14 protein-coding genes, 1 tRNA gene and 1 pseudogene are annotated in these 17648 nt (G+C 61.0%); 12 read left to right on the forward strand and 4 right to left on the reverse strand.

Annotated elements, in window-relative coordinates:
• Nucleotides 1-47 precede the first annotated feature (47 nt).
• The 6 genes from kdpF to MHZ97_RS05140 are packed head-to-tail and all read left to right on the forward strand — an operon-like array spanning nucleotide 48 to nucleotide 7680.
• Nucleotides 48-137: a K(+)-transporting ATPase subunit F gene (gene kdpF, locus MHZ97_RS05115; RefSeq protein WP_033753373.1), complete on the forward strand. Its 90-nt coding sequence runs from the start codon at nucleotides 48-50 to the stop codon at nucleotides 135-137.
• On the forward strand, nucleotides 137-1825 hold the full coding sequence (kdpA, locus tag MHZ97_RS05120) for a potassium-transporting ATPase subunit KdpA (RefSeq protein ID WP_103796262.1): 1689 nt from the start codon (nucleotides 137-139) through the stop codon (nucleotides 1823-1825). The genes kdpF and kdpA overlap by 1 nt, the downstream gene beginning before the upstream one ends.
• Nucleotides 1822-3867 (forward strand): potassium-transporting ATPase subunit KdpB, encoded by a 2046-nt coding sequence (gene kdpB / locus MHZ97_RS05125; RefSeq protein ID WP_103796263.1) that lies wholly within the window; start codon nucleotides 1822-1824, stop codon nucleotides 3865-3867. The genes kdpA and kdpB overlap by 4 nt, the downstream gene beginning before the upstream one ends.
• Before the next feature lie 10 nt (nucleotides 3868-3877).
• Nucleotides 3878-4441 (forward strand): potassium-transporting ATPase subunit KdpC, encoded by a 564-nt coding sequence (gene kdpC / locus MHZ97_RS05130; protein WP_239314686.1) that lies wholly within the window; start codon nucleotides 3878-3880, stop codon nucleotides 4439-4441.
• Nucleotides 4442-4449: 8 nt separating this feature from the next.
• Entirely contained in the window at nucleotides 4450-7122 is a 2673-nt protein-coding gene (kdpD, locus tag MHZ97_RS05135) for a two-component system sensor histidine kinase KdpD (RefSeq protein ID WP_103796265.1), read from the forward strand.
• Nucleotides 7123-7176: 54 nt separating this feature from the next.
• Complete coding sequence (locus tag MHZ97_RS05140; protein ID WP_239314685.1) at nucleotides 7177-7680, forward strand: TIGR00645 family protein; 504 nt, start codon at nucleotides 7177-7179, stop codon at nucleotides 7678-7680.
• A gap of 28 nt (nucleotides 7681-7708) precedes the next feature.
• On the opposite strand, the gene MHZ97_RS05145 is transcribed toward MHZ97_RS05140, so the two are convergent.
• Nucleotides 7709-8644 (reverse strand): LysR family transcriptional regulator, encoded by a 936-nt coding sequence (locus MHZ97_RS05145; RefSeq protein WP_239314684.1) that lies wholly within the window; start codon nucleotides 8642-8644, stop codon nucleotides 7709-7711.
• Between the two features lie 95 nt (nucleotides 8645-8739).
• On the opposite strand from MHZ97_RS05145, the gene MHZ97_RS05150 reads away from it, so the two are divergent.
• From MHZ97_RS05150 to MHZ97_RS05165, 4 genes are all read left to right on the forward strand, one after another.
• Entirely contained in the window at nucleotides 8740-9948 is a 1209-nt protein-coding gene (locus MHZ97_RS05150) for an MFS transporter (protein ID WP_103796392.1), read from the forward strand.
• A 59-nt stretch (nucleotides 9949-10007) separates the two neighbouring features.
• Nucleotides 10008-11357 carry a sodium:proton antiporter gene (locus MHZ97_RS05155; protein WP_239314683.1) on the forward strand — a complete coding sequence of 450 codons (1350 nt, stop codon included), beginning with the start codon at nucleotides 10008-10010 and terminating at the stop codon, nucleotides 11355-11357.
• A 29-nt stretch (nucleotides 11358-11386) separates the two neighbouring features.
• On the forward strand, nucleotides 11387-11737 hold the full coding sequence (locus tag MHZ97_RS05160) for a hypothetical protein (protein ID WP_103796269.1): 351 nt from the start codon (nucleotides 11387-11389) through the stop codon (nucleotides 11735-11737).
• Between the two features lie 476 nt (nucleotides 11738-12213).
• A complete protein-coding gene (locus MHZ97_RS05165) occupies nucleotides 12214-13110 on the forward strand; it encodes an alpha/beta hydrolase (RefSeq protein WP_239314682.1) in 897 nt (298 codons plus the stop codon).
• A gap of 340 nt (nucleotides 13111-13450) precedes the next feature.
• On the opposite strand, the gene MHZ97_RS05170 is transcribed toward MHZ97_RS05165, so the two are convergent.
• Entirely contained in the window at nucleotides 13451-13816 is a 366-nt protein-coding gene (locus tag MHZ97_RS05170; protein WP_239314681.1) for a hypothetical protein, read from the reverse strand.
• A gap of 484 nt (nucleotides 13817-14300) precedes the next feature.
• Nucleotides 14301-14376, reverse strand: a tRNA-Thr gene (locus MHZ97_RS05175).
• A 537-nt stretch (nucleotides 14377-14913) separates the two neighbouring features.
• On the opposite strand from MHZ97_RS05175, the gene MHZ97_RS05180 reads away from it, so the two are divergent.
• Complete coding sequence (locus MHZ97_RS05180; protein WP_239314680.1) at nucleotides 14914-15885, forward strand: Rpn family recombination-promoting nuclease/putative transposase; 972 nt, start codon at nucleotides 14914-14916, stop codon at nucleotides 15883-15885.
• A 22-nt stretch (nucleotides 15886-15907) separates the two neighbouring features.
• A pseudogene (locus MHZ97_RS05185) lies at nucleotides 15908-16156 on the forward strand (Rpn family recombination-promoting nuclease/putative transposase); the annotation flags it as partial.
• A gap of 52 nt (nucleotides 16157-16208) precedes the next feature.
• Here the strand turns inward: MHZ97_RS05185 and gorA are convergent.
• A complete protein-coding gene (gorA, locus tag MHZ97_RS05190) occupies nucleotides 16209-17561 on the reverse strand; it encodes a glutathione-disulfide reductase (protein WP_239314678.1) in 1353 nt (450 codons plus the stop codon).
• Between the last annotated feature and the right edge of the window lie 87 nt (nucleotides 17562-17648).

The following is a 17648-nucleotide window of genomic DNA, read 5'->3' on the forward strand; positions in this document are numbered from 1 at the left end:
CGATGCGCGCAGGCTATTGGGAAACCCTGATCCCTCTGGAGGTCGCTGTGAGCGTGGGCGTAATAACCGGCATCGTGCTGGTGTTTTTGTTACTGGGCTACCTGATCTATGCCCTGTTAAATGCGGAGGCGTTTTAATGGCCGCCAACGCGTTTTTACTGATTGCTGTTTATTTGCTGGTGCTGATGGTGCTGGCGCAGCCGCTGGGCCGCGGGCTGGCGGTGCTGATCGCTGACAAGCCGGTGCTGGCGGGCGTTGAGCGTCCGCTCTGGCGGCTGCTCGGCGCGCAGGCGCCTGCCATGCGCTGGACACAATATCTGCTGGCGATCCTGCTGTTTAACCTGCTCGGTTTTGTCGTGCTGATGGCGATCCTGCTGCTGCAGGACCGGCTGCCGCTTAACCCGCAGCAGCTGCCTGCGCTGAGCTGGCATCTGGCGCTCAATACCGCGGTGAGCTTCGTCACTAATACCAACTGGCAGTCCTACAGCGGCGAGAGCACCCTGAGCTACTTTAGCCAGATGGTCGGCCTGACGGTGCAGAACTTCGTGTCGGCGGCGACCGGCATCGCGGTGGCGTTCGCCCTGATCCGCGGCTTCGCCAGCCGCGCCACCGATACGCTCGGCAACGCATGGCGCGATCTGACGCGCATCACGCTCTATCTGCTGCTGCCGATCAGCCTGCTGATGGCGCTACTGTTCGTCAGCCAGGGCAGCGTTCAGAACTTCCTGCCGTACCACGACATCACCACGCTGGAAGGGGCGAAGCAGACGCTGGCGATGGGGCCGGTGGCGTCGCAGGAGGCGATCAAGATGCTCGGCACCAACGGCGGCGGCTTCTTTAACGCCAACTCGGCCCATCCGTTTGAAAACCCCAACGCGCTGACCAACTTTGTGCAGATGCTGGCGATTTTCCTGATCCCGGCGGCACTCTGCTTCGCCTTTGGCTATGCGGTGCGCGACCGTCGTCAGGGCCATATGCTGCTCTGGGCGATGTCGCTGATGTTTGTAGTGGCCGTGGTGGCGGTGATGTGGGCGGAAACCCGCGGCAACCCGCACCTGCTGGCGCTCGGCGCGGACAGCGCGCTGAATATGGAAGGTAAAGAGACGCGCTTTGGCATCCTCAACTCCAGCCTGTTCGCGGTCATCACCACCGCCGCCTCCTGCGGCGCGGTGAATGCGATGCACGACTCCTTTACCGCGCTGGGCGGCATGGTGCCAATGTGGCTGATGCAGCTGGGTGAAGTGGTGTTTGGCGGCGTCGGCGCGGGCCTTTACGGCATGCTGCTCTTCGTGGTGCTGGCGGTGTTTATCGCGGGCCTGATGATCGGCCGCACGCCGGAGTATCTGGGCAAAAAGGTCGACGTGCGCGAAATGAAGATGACCGCGCTGGCGATTCTGGTGACGCCGACGCTGGTGCTGCTCGGCACCGCGCTGGCGATGATGACCGACGCAGGCCGCGCAGGGATGGCGAACCCGGGCATACACGGCTTTAGCGAAGTGCTCTACGCGGTCTCTTCCGCCGCCAATAACAACGGCAGCGCCTTTGCGGGCCTGAGCGCCAACACGCCGTTCTGGAACCTGCTGCTGGCGTTCTGCATGCTGGTCGGCCGCTTCGGCATCATTATTCCGGTGATGGCGCTGGCGGGCAGCATGGCGGTGAAAAAAGCGCAGCCGGTAGGCAACGGCACGCTGCCGACGCACGGCCCGCTGTTTATCGCGCTGCTGATCGGCGCGGTGCTGCTGGTGGGCGCGCTGACCTTTATTCCTGCTCTGGCGCTGGGCCCAGTCGCTGAGCATCTGCAACTTCTTCAGGGTACGCACTCATGAGTCGTCAACAACAGGCGCTGAACGGCGCACTGATGCGCGTCGCGCTGGTCGACGCGCTGAAAAAGCTGGATCCGCGCGTGCAGTTTCGCAATCCGGTGATGTTTGTGGTCTGGCTCGGCAGCCTGCTTACCACGCTGCTGGCGCTGGGCATGGCGGGGGGCTGGCTCGACGGCCGCGCCAGCTTTACCGGCGCTATTGCGCTCTGGCTCTGGTTCACCGTGCTGTTTGCCAACTTCGCCGAAGCGCTGGCGGAAGGGCGCAGCAAGGCGCAGGCGAGTAGCCTGAAAGGGGTCAAGAAAACCAGCTTTGCGAAAAAGCTGTCTGAGCCGCGCCACGGCGGCCAGTGGCAGCAGGTCTCGGCCGACAGCCTGCGCAAGGGGGACATTGTGCTGGCGGAGGCGGGCGATATTATTCCCTGCGACGGCGAAGTGCTGGAGGGGGGCGCCTCGGTCGACGAGAGCGCCATCACCGGCGAATCCGCGCCGGTGATCCGCGAGTCGGGCGGCGACTTCGCCTCGGTGACCGGCGGCACGCGCATCCTTTCCGACTGGCTGGTGATCCAGTGCAGCGTCAACCCAGGCGAGACCTTTCTCGACCGCATGATCGCTATGGTAGAGGGCGCGAAGCGGCGGAAAACGCCTAACGAGATCGCGCTGACCATTCTGCTGGTGTCGCTGACCATCGTGTTTCTGCTGGCGACCGTTACCCTCTGGCCCTTCTCCGCATGGGGCGGCGCGCCGGTCAGCGTCACGGTGCTGGTGGCGCTGCTGGTCTGTTTGATCCCCACCACTATCGGCGGCCTGCTGTCCGCCATCGGCGTGGCGGGCATGAGCCGTATGCTGGGCGCCAACGTCATCGCCACCAGCGGACGCGCGGTTGAGGCGGCGGGCGACGTCGACGTGCTGATGCTGGACAAGACCGGCACCATTACGCTCGGCAACCGCCAGGCGACGCAGTTTCTGCCCGCGCCGGGCGTCAGCGAAGAGCAGCTGGCCGATGCAGCGCAGCTCGCCTCGCTGGCGGATGAAACGCCCGAGGGGCGCAGTATCGTGGTGCTGGCGAAACAGCGCTTCAACCTGCGCGAGCGCGACCTGAACAGCCTGGGGGCGAGCTTTATCCCCTTCTCGGCGCAGACGCGCATGAGCGGCGTCAATGTGCAGGACCGGCTGATCCGCAAAGGGGCGGTGGACGCGGTCAAGCGCCATATCGAAGCCAACAGCGGCCGCTTCCCGGCGGAGGTCAACGCGCTGGTGGAAGAGGTGGCGCGCGCGGGCGGCACGCCGCTGGTGGTGTCGGAAGGGGCGAAGGTGCTGGGCGTGGTGGCGCTGAAAGATATCGTCAAAGGCGGCATCAAAGAGCGTTTCGCCGAGCTGCGCAAAATGGGGATCAAAACCGTGATGATCACCGGCGATAACCCGCTGACCGCGGCGGCGATCGCGGCGGAAGCGGGGGTCGACGACTTCCTCTCGGAAGCGACGCCGGAAGCGAAGCTGGCGCTGATCCGCCAGTATCAGGCGGAAGGGCGGCTGGTGGCGATGACCGGTGACGGCACCAACGACGCCCCGGCGCTGGCGCAGGCCGACGTGGCGGTGGCGATGAACTCCGGCACCCAGGCGGCGAAAGAGGCGGGCAACATGGTGGATCTCGACTCGAACCCCACCAAGCTGCTGGAAGTGGTGCATATCGGCAAGCAGATGCTGATGACGCGCGGCTCGCTCACCACCTTCAGTATCGCCAACGACGTCGCCAAATATTTCGCCATTATTCCGGCGGCGTTTGCGGCGACCTATCCGCAGCTCAATCTGCTCAACGTGATGCATCTGCATTCGCCGTCGTCAGCCATTCTCTCGGCGGTGATTTTTAACGCGCTGGTGATCGTCTTTCTGATCCCGCTGGCGCTGAAGGGCGTGAGCTACCGGCCGCTGAGCGCGGCGTCGCTGCTGCGCCGCAACCTGCTGATCTACGGCGTGGGCGGGCTGCTGGTGCCCTTTATAGGCATTAAGGCCATCGACCTGCTGTTAGTGCTGCTCGGTCTGGCGTAAGGAGAAAAAAATGAGTCAGTTACGTCCGGCAATGTTAGTTTTACTGCTGCTTACCCTGATAACCGGCGTCGGTTATCCGCTGCTTACTACCAGCCTGGCCCAGTGGCTGTTTCCGGCCCAGGCCAACGGATCGCTGATTGAAGCGCAGGGTTCTGAGCTAATCGGCCAGAACTTTACCCGACCCGGCTATTTCTGGGGGCGGCCGTCGGCCACCGGCGACGCGCCCTATAATCCGCTGGCGTCGAGCGGCAGCAATCTGGCGGCAAGCAATCCGGCGCTCGACAAGGCGGTGGCGGATCGCGTCGCCGCGCTGCGCGCCGCTAATCCGCTCTCGCCGCAGGCGGTGCCGGTAGATTTAGTGACCGCGTCGGCCAGCGGGCTGGATCCGGCGATTTCGCCCGCCGCCGCGCGCTGGCAGGCGCCGCGCGTCGCCACCGCCCGTCAGCTGCCGCTGAAAACGGTGGAGGATCTGATCGACGCCAATACGCAGCGGCCGCTGCTCGCCTTTAGCGGCGATCCCACCGTTAATGTGCTGCGGCTTAACCTGGCGCTGGACGCGCTGACTCAACCCTGAAGGATGTAATGAACGACGAACGCGAACGCCCCGATCCCGACGCGCTGCTGTTGCAGCAGACCGACAGCCATCGCGGCAAGCTGAAAATCTACTTCGGCGCCTGCGCGGGCGTGGGCAAAACCTACGCCATGCTGCAGGAGGCGCAGCGGCTGCGCGCGCAGGGGCTCGACGTGCTGATCGGCGTGGTGGAGACGCACGGCCGGGAAGAGACCGCCAGCCTGCTGCATGGGCTGGCGGTGCTGCCGCGGCGCGCTACCGGCCGCTCGCGTCATGCCGAGTTCGACCTTGATGCCGCGCTGGCGCGCCATCCGGCGGTGATCCTGATGGATGAGCTGGCGCACACCAACGTGCAGGGATCGCGCCATCCCAAGCGCTGGCAGGATATCGACGAGCTGCTGGACGCGGGCATCGACGTCATCACCACCGTCAACGTGCAGCACCTGGAAAGCCTGAACGACGTGGTGGGCGGCGTGACCGGCATTCGCGTGCGCGAAACTCTGCCCGACCCCTTTTTCGACAGCGCTGATGAGGTGGTGCTGGTGGATCTGCCGCCGGACGATCTGCGCCAGCGCCTGAAAGAGGGCAAGGTCTACGTGGGCGATCGCGCGGAGCGCGCCATCGAAAACTTCTTCCGCAAGGGCAATCTGTTCGCCCTGCGCGAGCTGGCGCTGCGCCGCACCGCCGACCGCGTCGACGATCAGATGCGCGCCTGGCGCGACCAGCAGGGCCGCGACCGCGTCTGGCACACGCGCGATGCCATTCTGCTCTGCATCGGTGAGGACTCCGGCAGCGAAAAGCTGGTGCGCATCGCCGCGCGGCTGGCGGCGCGGCTCGGCAGCGAGTGGCACGCGGTCTACGTTGAGACGCCGCGCCTTAACCGGCTGCCGGAAGCGCGCCGGCGCGCCGTCCTGAAAACGCTGCAGCTGGCGCAGGAGCTGGGCGCGGAGACCGCCACGCTCTCCGATCCTGACGAGGCGCAGGCGGTGCTGCGCTACGCCCGCGAGCATAATCTCGGCAAGATTGTTACCGGCCGCCGCCCGCTGCGGCGCTGGCACCGCGACAGCTTCGCCACGCGCCTCGGCAAGCTGGGGCCGGATCTCGATCTGCTGGTGGTGGCGCTCGATGAGCCTGCGGCTGAAGCGCCAGCGTTAGCGGATGCGCGCGTCGGCGGCGACCGCTGGCGTCTGCCGCTGCGCGGCGTGCTGATGGCGCTGCTGCTCTGTATTCTGGTCACCGCCGCCGGACGCTGGCTGCTGGCGGGATTCGATACCGCCAACGGCGTGATGATCTATCTGCTGGCGGTGGTGATTATCGCGCTGCGCTACGGGCGCTGGCCGTCGGTGATCGCCACGGTAATGAATATTCTCGCCTTCGATCTCTTTTTTGTTGCCCCGACCGGCACGGTGGCGGTCTCCGACCTGCAGTATCTGGTGACCTTCGCGGTGATGCTGGCGGTGGGGGTGATTGTCGGCAATCTCACCGCGGGCGTGCGCTATCAGGCGCGCGTCGCGCGCTACCGCGAGCAGCGCGCGCGTCACCTTTATGAGATGGCTAAATCGCTGGGCAGCGCGCTGACGCCTGAAGATATTGCCGCCACCACGCAGCGGGTTATCGACGTCACGCTGCAGGCGCGCAGCCTGCTGCTGCTGCCGGACGAGCAGGGCGAGCTGGTGGCGACGGGCGCGGCGACGCCGGGCAGCGAGCCGGATCGCGCCATCGCCAAATGGAGCTACAGCAAAGGCCAGCCCGCAGGTGCAGGCACCGACACGCTGCCAGCCGTGCCCTACCAGATCCTGCCGCTGAAGAGCGGCGCGCACTGCCGCGGGCTGCTGGTGGTGGAGCCGCAGAACCTGCGTCAGCTGATGATCCCGGAGCAGCAGCGGCTGGTGGAGACCTTTACCGTGCTGATCGCCAACGCGCTGGAGCGGATGGCGCTGTCGCAGAGCGAGGCGGCGTCGCGGCTGGCGGCGGAGCGCGAACAGCTGCGCAACGCGCTGCTCTCCGCGCTGTCGCACGATCTGCGCACGCCGCTGACCGTGCTGTTCGGCCAGGCGGAGATGCTGATGCTGGACCTGGCCAGCGAAGAGTCGAAGTATGTCACCCAGGCCAACCAGATCCGTGAGCAGACGCTGAGCACCATCCGCCTGGTAAGCAATATGCTCGATATGGCGCGCATCCAGTCGGGCGGACTGAACCTGCGCGAAGAGTGGCTGGCGCTGGACGAGGTGATCGGCGGCGCGCTCAGCAGCATGGCACCGTCGCTAAAAGGACACGGCGTCACGCTCGACCTGCCGTCGGAGCTGGTGCTGATCAAAGGCGACAGCACGCTGCTGGAGCGGGTGCTGACCAACCTGATTGAAAACAGCCTGAAATATGCGGGCAACAGCGCGCAGCGCGGCATTCGCGCCTGGCGCGACGGCGAACGGCTTGAGATAGCGGTCTGGGATAACGGGCCGGGCATCGCCGACAAAGACCTGACGCGCATCTTCGACAAGTTCGCGCGCGGCGATAAAGAGTCGTCGGTGCCGGGCGTCGGGCTGGGGCTGGCCATCTGCAAAACTATCGTCGAGAGCCACGGCGGGCGCATCTGGGCTGAAAATCGCCCTGAAGGCGGCGTCGCTTTTCGCCTCTCTTTGCCGCTGCCGCCCGCGCCTGAAATTTCTGAAGAGGCGCTGAAATAACTTCGCAGAGGATCGGTTATACTGCCTTACCTGTCTGATTATCTGTGGGAAATTATGGAACGTTTTACCGAAAACCTGATGTATGCGTCGCGCTGGCTGCTGGCTCCGGTTTACATTGGACTTTCGCTGGGTTTGCTGGCGCTGACGATTAAATTTTTCCAGGAAATTTTTCACCTGCTGCCTAATGTTCTCAGCATTGCGGAAAACGATCTGATTTTACTGCTGCTGGCGCTGGTCGACATGACGCTGGTAGGCGGCCTGCTGGTAATGGTGATGCTCTCGGGCTATGAGAACTTCGTCTCTAAGCTTGATATCGACGACCATAAAGAGAAGCTGAGCTGGCTCGGCAAGATGGACTCCGGCTCACTGAAAAACAAGGTCGCCGCGTCGATCGTCGCTATCTCCTCTATCCATCTGCTGCGCGTGTTTATGGAAGCGCGCAACGTGCCCAACGACAAGCTGATGTGGTATGTGATTATCCATCTGACCTTTGTGCTGTCGGCCTTTGTGATGGGCTGGCTGGACAATATGTCGAAAAACGATAAAAAGCATTCCTGACCCCGCCGGGCGAAGCCGCCCCTGCGGGCTAAAATTTCCCGGCTGGCCGCGTGCCGGTCAGCTGGGGCATCACTTCCCGCACCATTTCAAAGAATTTTTGCAATCGCGCCGGGTAGTAGCTCGCCCAGGGGTAGGTCAGCCAGACCGGCAGCGGCGGCGCCTGCCATTCAGGCGTAAGCTGCACCAGCTCGCCGCGCGCTAAATCCTCCTGCACCACCCAGGACGACATAATCGCCGCACCCATTCCCATTAATGCCGCTTTGCGCACTGCGTAGAGGCTGTCGCTGCTCAGGCGCGGCGCAATCGCCATATTGACCGGCTGGCCGTCGTCAATGCGCTGTAACGCAATTTCGTTACGGTAAAAGCTGGTCAGCGCCAGCCAGGGCAGCGTCGCCAGCTGCTCTACGGCGTCGATCGGGGCGTGCTGCGCCAGCAGATCCGGCGAGGCGACCACGATGCGCGGCACCTCTGCCAGCAAAATCGCCACGATAGCGGGATCGCTTAGCGCGCCGACCTGAATCGCGCAGTCGACATTCTCGGCGATAAAGTCGGGCGTGCGGTCGTTAAGCATCCACTCCACGTTCAGGCGCGGGTAGCGCATCAGATAGTCCACCAGCGGCGCGACCAGCTGATCCTGGCCGAAGGCGTGCGGCGCCCGCACCCGCAGCGTGCCGACCGGTTCATCGTTGGCGTGGGTCAGCGCATCCTCCAGCGCGTGCCAGGTGGCCAGCAGCTGGCGCGCATGGGCGTAGCAGCGCTCGCCGTCGTCGGTCAGCTTGAGCGCGTGGGTGGTGCGCAGGATCAGCTTCAGCCCAAGACGCTGCTCCAGCGCCTGCAGCCGACGGCTGATGGTGGGCTGGGTGGTATTAAGCTGCGCCGCCGCTGCCGACAGGCTGCCGCTCTCGACGATGCGGATAAAGGTCTGCATCAGTTCAATACGATCGGGACTGGATAAGTTGTTCATACGCACCACGTATAACAGTTCTGCTTTTTATCAGTCTACCGCGTATGGCGGCAATGCGCTTTACTAAGCGCCATACCCCTGTGGAGAATATCATTATGTCAGCAATTAACAGCGTTGCGGCCAGCCCGGCCGAAGCCTTGCCCGGCCCGCTGGTCTTTACCCTTGCCGCAGGCGCAGGGTTGAGCGTGGCCTCGATTTACTACAGCCAGCCGATGCTGGATATCATCGGCAAACAGTTTAGCGTCGGGGTCGGCGCGGTCGGCATGGTGCCGATGCTGACGCAGATGGGCTATGCGCTGGGTATTCTGCTGCTGGCGCCGCTGGGCGACCGTCACGATCGCCGCGCCATTATCCTGATTAAGGGCCTGCTGCTGGTGGCGGCGCTGTTGCTGTGCGGCTTCTCCGGCGGCCTGAACGCGCTGCTGGTTGCCAGCTTTGTCACCGGCCTGACGGCGACGGTGGCGCAGGATATCGTACCGGCCTCCGCCGCGCTGGCTCCCGAGCGCAGCCGCGGAAAAACGGTCGGCACGGTGATGACCGGCCTGCTGGTAGGCATCCTGCTGTCGCGCGTGGTGAGCGGCGTGGTGGCGGAGTATTTTGGCTGGCGCGCCATGTACTGGCTGGCGGCGGCAATGGTGCTTTGCATCAGCCTTGCGCTGTGGCGCGTGCTGCCGCGCTTTACCCCCGGCACCTCGGTAAGCTATCCGCGACTGCTGCTGTCGCTGGCGCATCTCTGGCGCCACCATCAGACGCTGCGGCGCGCGGCGCTGGCCCAGGGTCTGCTGTCGGTCGGCTTCAGCGCCTTCTGGTCGACGCTGGCGCTGATGCTCAGCGATCGCTTCCACCTCGACAGTGCAGTTGCGGGCGCCTTTGGCCTGGCGGGCGCGGCGGGTGCCATGGCCGCGCCGCTGGCGGGCAGCGTTGCCGACCGTATCGGCCCGGCGCGCGTCACCATCGTCGGCGCTGGGCTGGTTACTCTCTCCTTCGCGCTGATGTTTCTGCTGCCCGCGCTGCCGCTACCTGCCCAGCTGGCGCTGATCGTGCTCAGCACCATCGGCTTCGATCTCGGGGTGCAGGCCACCCTGGTGGCGCACCAGACGCTGGTTTACAGCCTGGCGCCAGAGGCGCGCAGCCGCCTTAACGCGCTGCTGTTTACCGTGGTGTTTATCGGCATGGCGACCGGCGCTGCGCTGGGCAGTCTGGCGCTGGCGCGCTGGGGCTGGAATGGCGTTGTGACGCTCGCCACCCTGGCCGGGGCCGCCAGCCTCGCGCTTCGCCTGGCGAGCCGCCACCTGAAGAACTGATCCCGTTTTCGCGCTCTTGTGCCAGGATTAAACATAATCTTTAGGGAAAACGGAGCGTTATGAGCTTTCTTGCCTGGATGGCAGCCACCGGCTGCCTTCTGTTATTAATGTCGCTGGCGTCGGGATGGATACATCGCGGCCCGGTGACGTCGTTTGGGCTTTACCTGGTAGCCGGGATCCTCTGCGGACCCTGGGTGTTCGACGTCGTGCAGATCGACATTCTGAAACATTCGGAAGCCGCCGCGCATATCACTGAAATCACCATGGCGGCCTCGCTGTTTATCACCGGACTGAAGCTGCGCCTGCCGCTGCGCGCGCACAGCTGGCGGCTCGGAATGCTGCTCGCCTTCCCGGCGATGCTGCTGACGGTAGGCGGCATGACGCTGCTGGCGCACTGGCTGGCGGGTTTCGACTGGCCGCTGGCGCTGGCGTTCGGCGCCATCGTCGCGCCGACCGATCCGGTGCTGGCGAGCCTGATCTCCGTTAACGATGCGCGCGACGACGACGCGCTGCGCGTGGCGCTCTCCAGCGAAGCGGGCATGAACGACGGATCGGCGCTGCCGCTGCTTGTTTTGGCGCTGCTGCTGTTTAACGGCGAAAGCCTGACCTGGGGCAGCTTTGGTCACTGGACGGCGGTTGAGGTGATCTGGGGCATCGGCGGTGGTCTGGGGCTAGGCTTTCTGTTTGGCCGCCTTGTCGGGCTGCTGGCGACGCGGCTGCGCAACGCGCACGGCGACGTGGCACCCAACGATTTTCTCGCGCTGGCGCTGATTGCGCTCAGCTACACGGCGGCGGAAGCGCTGGGCGCGTCTGGCTTTCTGGCGACCTTCGCCGCCGGCGTGGGGCTGCGCCGCGCCGAGCTGCGCGTCTTTAAAAGTTTTCCACCGGAAGAGCTGAGCGAAGAGGAGCGGGTGCTGCCCGCTGAAGCGCTGGTCAATCCCAACAACCGTCTGGAACACGCCGGGGAAAGCGGCAATATGGTGAAGTCGGTCGGGCTGGTGGTCAGCGACGCGCTCTCATTTGGTGATACGATTGAGCGGTTGCTGGCGGCGGCGATGATGGTGGTGCTGGGGGTGACGCTTGCCCATCACTGGAACCTCGACGGCATCCTGTTGGGACTGGCATTATTTATCGTGGTGCGGCCGCTGGCGGTATGGCTGACAACGCTGCGCTGCGGCATTCCGCCGGTGCGCCGTCTGCTGATCGGCTGGCTCGGCATTCGCGGTATCGGCAGTATTAACTATATCGCCTTCGCCTGGGTACACGGCATGGCGGGACAACAGGCCGAAACAATGGTTGATATGGCGCTGACACTGGTGGTGTGCAGCATTGTCATTCATGGCGTGACGGTAACGCCGCTGCTGAACTGGCGCTCGGCGCGCCTTTCCGCCCGGCATCACGACGAGTAAACCGTCACCCGATTAAAACAGGAGTGGATATGAAAAAGTCGTTGTTGATTGTACTGGGGATGCTGGCCTCATCCGCCGCGCTGGCCGCTGACGATGAGACCAATATTCCGCAGGAAAACGTTTATGCCAGCAAGCTCTGCCATATCGTCAGCGGGGAGACCCAGGTGGGCACGGCGGATTCCTACGTGCAGAAAATGAAAAGCTATACGGCGATGAGCAAATCGTCGAGCGCGATGAACCAGCCTTCGTTTGACGAGGATATCGCCAGCGAGGTGGCGAACGCCTGGCTGCAGCTGGGCGAAGACGAACGAGGCAAGCTGCGCGCCGACGAGCCGCTGTGCGAGCAGACGGTAATGACGCAGTTTCAGCAGGAAGATTAACGCTGGCCGCGTCGCTAACGCTTCTGGCCCGCACCCCTGCGGGCCTTTTTAACAGCAGGGGGGTTATGCCTTATTCCGCTTACAGACGCCGCGCCGTTTCAGGCGTGATGGCAGCCTTGCCTGCCAACCTCTTTTGCCTGCACTCTGGCGTCCTCGACTCACTCAGGCTTCTGTAATTCCTGCTAATCACGCTGTTTTCGCACAGGAAACAGACCGGCAAACCGTTTCGCCTGACGATCTCCCCCCTGAAAAACTCTCTGCGCGGTCTCTTTTATGCGCGCGGCTGCGGAAGATTTAAACAGAGTAAATGCTCTCCGCGCCGCGGGCGAATTAGCGCCTTCAGCCCACCTTTTTTTGTAGCATTTTGTGCCGGATTGCGTACATAATCGCCAGCAATTGATATGCGTCACATAATAACAGCGCCGCCGCTGACAGGCGCGTCTGGATCAGCTACTGGCATTGACTCAACGGGCATCATGATCACGCGTCGACACTTTCTTTTGGAGTCTGGAGCCCTTCTCCTTTCGATGACCGCAGGCAAGCTCTTTGCCCGCGATGAGGTCATTCCGCTGTGGCCGGACGAACCGCCGGGCGGCGGCGGGCCGTCGGGGCCGCTGCGCGTTAACAAGCACGGCTCCTGGTCCAATATTGTCAGCCCGACTATTCAGCGGTTTAAACCAGAAAACCCCAACGGCGAAGCGGTGCTGATCGCGGCGGGCGGCGGCTATAAGTTTATCGGCATGGGTCGCGAGGCCTGGCCGGTGGCGCGCTGGCTCAACAGCAACGGCTACACCGCCTATGTGCTGAGCTATCGTCTGCCGGAAGAGAAGTGGCAGGCGGGCCATCTTGCGCCGCTGCAGGACGCGCAGCGCGCTATTCGGCTGGTGCGTTCGCTGGAGCGCAAAGTGCACGTGCTGGGCTTCTCCGCCGGCGGGCACCTGCTCGGCATGGCGGCGGCGCGTCCAGATTTCCGCTCCTATGAATTCCAGGATGAGCTGGATCACGTGGTGCCGAAAGTCGACAGCGTTGGTTTGATCTATCCGGTTATTACCCTGGAAGCGCCTTATACCCACACCACCACGCACCGTATTCTGGTGGGCAACGGCGCGACGCCGGCGGAAGAGGCGAACTGGTCGGTGCAGAATTACGTAACCCGCAGCTATCCGCCCACCTTTCTGGCGCAGGCGGAAGATGACCCTGTCTCCAACCCCTATAACACCGAGCTGATGCGCGATACCTGTCGGCGCAACCGCGTGCCGGTGGAGCTGATAGAGATCAGCCGCGGCGGTCACGGCTTTGGCCTTGGCAAAGCGGGCACCCCTGCCGCGCTGTGGGATCAGGCTTATGCGCGCTGGCTCGATCGCCTTAGCTAATCCGTTCACTTCCCGGCGGCTAGCAGGCTGCCGCGGTAATCGTCGTCTGTCTGCGCTCGATAGCGAGACAGAGGGCGTGCAGCGGCAGGTTGTTAGCGCCGACGCTGAAGAGAGCCTTCAGCTCTTCCGACACCTATTCCTGCGCCAGAAAGGGGCAGGAGATAATCCTCGAAACCAGCGGCGTTATGCCGTGCAGGCAAAGGAATCGGTGTGGGCGGCGATTAAGGCGAGTTTGCCGCCCTGAGATAAAGGTTGCGGCCTTGGGTGCGCGGCCAGTGCCAGCGGCGACGTTGATTAATAAAAAAGCCCGCCGAAGCGAGCTTTGATAGAGGGAGAAACGTTACTCCCTTTTACCCTTTATAAAATAAAGGGTTAAGTCTTTGAGGATGGCTATGCCGCCATAAGAACAAAATAAAATCACAAAAAACTTTGCGGCTTCATACGGTAGAAAACCCATCCATCCATCATCTGGGAAAATATCTACTGAGGTTAACAGAGCAGTGGCTGATAATATCCCAGGAATAATACAGGCATTTTTTACCCTGTTTTCCCTACCAGGTGCACTGTCCGCCATAGTTATTCCCTGTCCCTCCACCATTTCCATTACCGGTGGCAGCACATGATATTGCCCCTGCGGCAATGCCTCTGGCCACGCCACCCCAAGAGGTTGAACCTGATATAACACCCGTAACGATACTTGATACACATGGGTTATCACGAATAATTGAACCTAAATCCATCCCACACGAATGAGTTCCAACAAAGCCGGCACCCTGGCCCCCATAGCTGGTATGGCCAGAATAATTCCTGGAACTATTAAAAGATTCATAGCCACTATTGGCATTCGCGCCAGATATAATCTTCAACTGCTCTCTATCCACAATTTCCATATTTGAATCTCCACTATTTAACTCAATGCATAGTAAGCAGCGCTGCGTATTTGTTATACCAGCAGGCCGCGAAACAAGCAAAAAATAATACAGAGATTAAAATAGCTAATTACATCGTTGATTAAAATGTACTTTTAAAGTTGAATTTTTTCAGGCTCAGCAAATGATTGGCAATAACTCCAGCTGCGACCAGTTATTTACCAATTAGCGAGACAGATATCACATTATTTCTTGTCAATGCTAAAGATATGTTAAATATATCTTTTTTTTACATCTCTTTTTAAGAGGGCATTGTTGAAATGGTGCCGGTTGCAGGCATCGAACCCGCGACATCCTGATTACAGGTCAGGCGCTCTACCAATTGAGCTAAACCGGCAAATCAGTCATCAGGATTAGCTCTACGGCTAACGCTCGCTCACTACCCATCTGCCTGCTGGACCCAGTGTCTTTCAGGTAGAGCATAAATGAAAAAAACCGCCAGATGGCGAGGTTGCAAATGTTATAAGTCAGTACGTTATGACAGCTCATAACAGAGTTTCTTATGTTTTGCGTACGTATTATTGTATGAACTTTGGGATCCGAGTAAGACAAAAATCGATAATATTAAGGCGTTGTTTGTGGAAATGCCAAATGCTGGCACTCAGAAGAAATTGCTATCCAAATCTTTATTAAAAAGAAAATTTTAGAGGTTTCTGAAGCAAGAAGAAAGACATTAAAGAACTCCTGGGCTTTTTGGAAGAAGAGATATTTCTTTCTGGCATAAGTAGCAGGAGATATAAGGCTGGCTCAAAAAGACCCATTTAGCAACACTCTCATATCAGGCTTCTCCTGGCTTATTTTTACCGGTCTCGCTAATGACTGGTTATTTCTTCTGTGTCAGGCTCTGTGCATGTTTTTTTCAGAGTCAGGAAAGATGAAGAAGAAAAACAGCACCCCGACTCCGCACGATGCGGCCTTCCGGCAGTTTCTCAGCCAGCCCAGCGTCGCTCGTGACTTTATGGAGCTTCACCTGCCTGCCAGACTGCGCGCCCTGTGCGACCTCAGCACGCTGAAGCTGGAGTCTGGCTCTTTCGTTGAGGACGACCTGCGTCAGTACTTTAGCGACGTACTGTTCAGCCTGAAAACCCGCCGCGGCGGTGATGGCTACGTGCATGTGCTGATTGAACATCAGTCTACCCCCGATAGCCATATGGCGTTTCGGCTGATGCGCTATGCGGTGGCCGCCATGAAGCGCCATCTCGACGCGGGGCACAAAAAGCTGCCGCTGGTCGTGCCGCTGCTGTTTTACGCCGGCAAGCGCACGCCTTATCCGTTTTCTACCCGCTGGCTGGACGAATTTAGCGATCCGGCGCTGGCGGAGAGCGTCTACGGCAGCGCGTTTCCGCTGGTGGACGTTACCGTGATCCCGGACGAAGAGATCGCTGAGCATCGCAGCATGGCGGCGCTCACGCTGCTGCAAAAACATATCCATCAGCGAGATCTGGCGGAGGTGATGGAGAGGCTGACGTCGGTTTTACTGGCAGGCTGGCTCTCTTCTTCCCAGATATTGTCGCTGGTACACTATATTGTTCAGGCAGGAGAGAGCGCCGATGGCAGCGCCTTTATCCACGCGCTGGCACAGCGAATGCCGCAACAGAAGGATGCACTGATGACCATTGCAGAACAGCTTAAGCAGAAAGGCAGGCTTGAAGGAAAGCTTGAGGGAATACTTGAAGGAAAGCTTGAGGGAAGACGTGAGGGAGAGCTTGAAGGAAGACGTGAAGGAGAGCGTGAAGGCACACTTAAAGTCGCACGCAGCCTGCTGAAAATGAATATGCCGCGCGAGGCGATTATGCAGGCTACCGGCCTGTCAGAGGAAGAGCTGAACCGCCTTCAGACAGCCTGAGGCGAGGTCGGATGCCAGTGTCTTTCTTCACGCGCTGGCACAGCGAATGCCGCAACAGAAGGATGCACTGATGACCATTGCAGAACAGCTTAAGCAGAAAGGCAGGCTTGAAGGAAAGCTTGAGGGAAGACGTGAGGGAGAGCGTGAAGGCACCCTTAAAGTCGCACGCAGCCTGCTGAAAATGAATATGCCGCGCGAGGCGATTATGCAGGCTACCGGCCTGTCAGAGGAAGAGCTGAACCGCCTTCAGGCCGCTCAACGCAATGCCTGACGTCACGCCGGTTAAAGATTGAGAGGGCCAGCATCGGCTGGCCCAATAATCATTAACGCATCGTCACGAACTCTTCTGCCGCGGTCGGATGGATCGCCACGGTATTGTCGAAGTCTTTTTTGGTCGCGTCCATCTTCAGCGCTACCGCAAAGCCTTGCAGCATCTCGTCCATGCCTGAACCGATACCGTGAATACCGACAATCTTCTCGTCCTCGCCGACGCAGACCAGCTTCATGCGGCAGGGCTGGCGATGCTGCGTAACCGCGGTGTACATCGCGGTAAAGGATGATTTATAGACTTTCACCCGCTCGTCGCCGTACTGCTCGCGCGCCTGCGGCTCGGTAAGGCCTACGGTGCCGATGGGCGGATGGCTGAACACCACGGTGGGGACGTTATTGTAGTCGAGATGCTCGTCAGGCTTGTTGTTGAACAGGCGCTCTGAGAGACGACGACCCGCCGCCACCGCGACTGGCGTCAGCTCGACCGCGCCGGTGTTGTCGCCGACCGCATAGATGCCGTCGACGCTGGTGTTCTGATACTTGTCGACCTTGATATAGCCTTTTTCATTCAGCGCCACGCCGGTTACCGCCAGGTTCAGGTTATCGGTCGCCGGTTCGCGGCCGATCGCCCATACCAGACAGTCGACGGTCTGCTCGCGCCCGTCTTCCAGCTGCAGCGTCAGGCTGCCGTCGGCGTTCTTCACTACCGCCTTTGGCACGGCGTGAGTATGCAGCGCCGGGCCCTCGGCGTTCATCACCTCTACCAGCGTATCGGTGATCAGCGGATCGAAGCTGCGCAGCGGCGCGTGCTTGCGCACAAACAGGTGCGTTTCGGAACCCAGCGCGTTAACCACGCCCGCCAGCTCAACGGCGATATAGCCAGCGCCGATCACTGCCGTACGTTTCGGCAGGGCGTCCAGCTCAAAGAAGCCGTCAGAATCGATACCATATTCCGCGCCCGGCACGTCGGGATGGCTCGGACGGCCGCCGGTGGCGATCAGAATATGGTCGGCGGTAATACGCTCGCCGTTCACTTCCACGGTATGGGCGTCAACGAAACGAGCAAAGCCCTTAATCACGTCGACGTTGTTTTTGCCCAGCACGTTGTCGTACGAGGTGTGGATGCGATCGATATAGGCGCTACGGTTTTTCACCAGCGTTTCCCAGCTGAAATGGTTCACCGTCGTATCGAAGCCATAATCCGGACCGTAGAGATGGATAGCCTCGGCGATCTGCGCCGCGTGCCACATCACTTTCTTCGGAACACAACCCACGTTCACGCAGGTGCCGCCCAGCTCTTTGGCTTCAATCAGGGCGCATTTCTGGCCATACATAGCGGCGCGGTTAACTGAAGCGATGCCGCCGCTGCCGCCGCCAATGGCGAGATAGTCATAATGTCGTGTCATGGTGTGTCCATCCGGTTGCAAGAGTTTGGTCAGGATTGTAACGCTGAGAGGCGAGACGGCGCAAAGATTGCGCCTATGATTGTAATA

Origin of the sequence: Pantoea sp. ACRSC (genome assembly GCF_022346785.1) — a bacterium.
In the GTDB taxonomy this organism is placed as follows: Bacteria; Pseudomonadota; Gammaproteobacteria; order Enterobacterales; family Enterobacteriaceae; genus Pantoea; species Pantoea alvi.

What these genes read in the sequence shown, in the direction of transcription:
- MHZ97_RS05180 (WP_239314680.1), top strand. Translation starts at nt 14,914, where the DNA reads ATGAAGAAGAAAAACAGCACCCCGACTCCGCACGATGCGGCCTTCCGG.
- gorA (WP_239314678.1), bottom strand. Translation starts at nt 17,561, where the DNA reads ATGACACGACATTATGACTATCTCGCCATTGGCGGCGGCAGCGGCGGC.
- kdpC (WP_239314686.1), top strand. Translation starts at nt 3,878, where the DNA reads ATGAGTCAGTTACGTCCGGCAATGTTAGTTTTACTGCTGCTTACCCTG.
- MHZ97_RS05155 (WP_239314683.1), top strand. Translation starts at nt 10,008, where the DNA reads ATGAGCTTTCTTGCCTGGATGGCAGCCACCGGCTGCCTTCTGTTATTA.
- MHZ97_RS05165 (WP_239314682.1), top strand. Translation starts at nt 12,214, where the DNA reads ATGATCACGCGTCGACACTTTCTTTTGGAGTCTGGAGCCCTTCTCCTT.
- kdpD (WP_103796265.1), top strand. Translation starts at nt 4,450, where the DNA reads ATGAACGACGAACGCGAACGCCCCGATCCCGACGCGCTGCTGTTGCAG.
- kdpA (WP_103796262.1), top strand. Translation starts at nt 137, where the DNA reads ATGGCCGCCAACGCGTTTTTACTGATTGCTGTTTATTTGCTGGTGCTG.
- MHZ97_RS05160 (WP_103796269.1), top strand. Translation starts at nt 11,387, where the DNA reads ATGAAAAAGTCGTTGTTGATTGTACTGGGGATGCTGGCCTCATCCGCC.
- kdpB (WP_103796263.1), top strand. Translation starts at nt 1,822, where the DNA reads ATGAGTCGTCAACAACAGGCGCTGAACGGCGCACTGATGCGCGTCGCG.
- MHZ97_RS05140 (WP_239314685.1), top strand. Translation starts at nt 7,177, where the DNA reads ATGGAACGTTTTACCGAAAACCTGATGTATGCGTCGCGCTGGCTGCTG.
- MHZ97_RS05145 (WP_239314684.1), bottom strand. Translation starts at nt 8,644, where the DNA reads ATGAACAACTTATCCAGTCCCGATCGTATTGAACTGATGCAGACCTTT.
- MHZ97_RS05150 (WP_103796392.1), top strand. Translation starts at nt 8,740, where the DNA reads ATGTCAGCAATTAACAGCGTTGCGGCCAGCCCGGCCGAAGCCTTGCCC.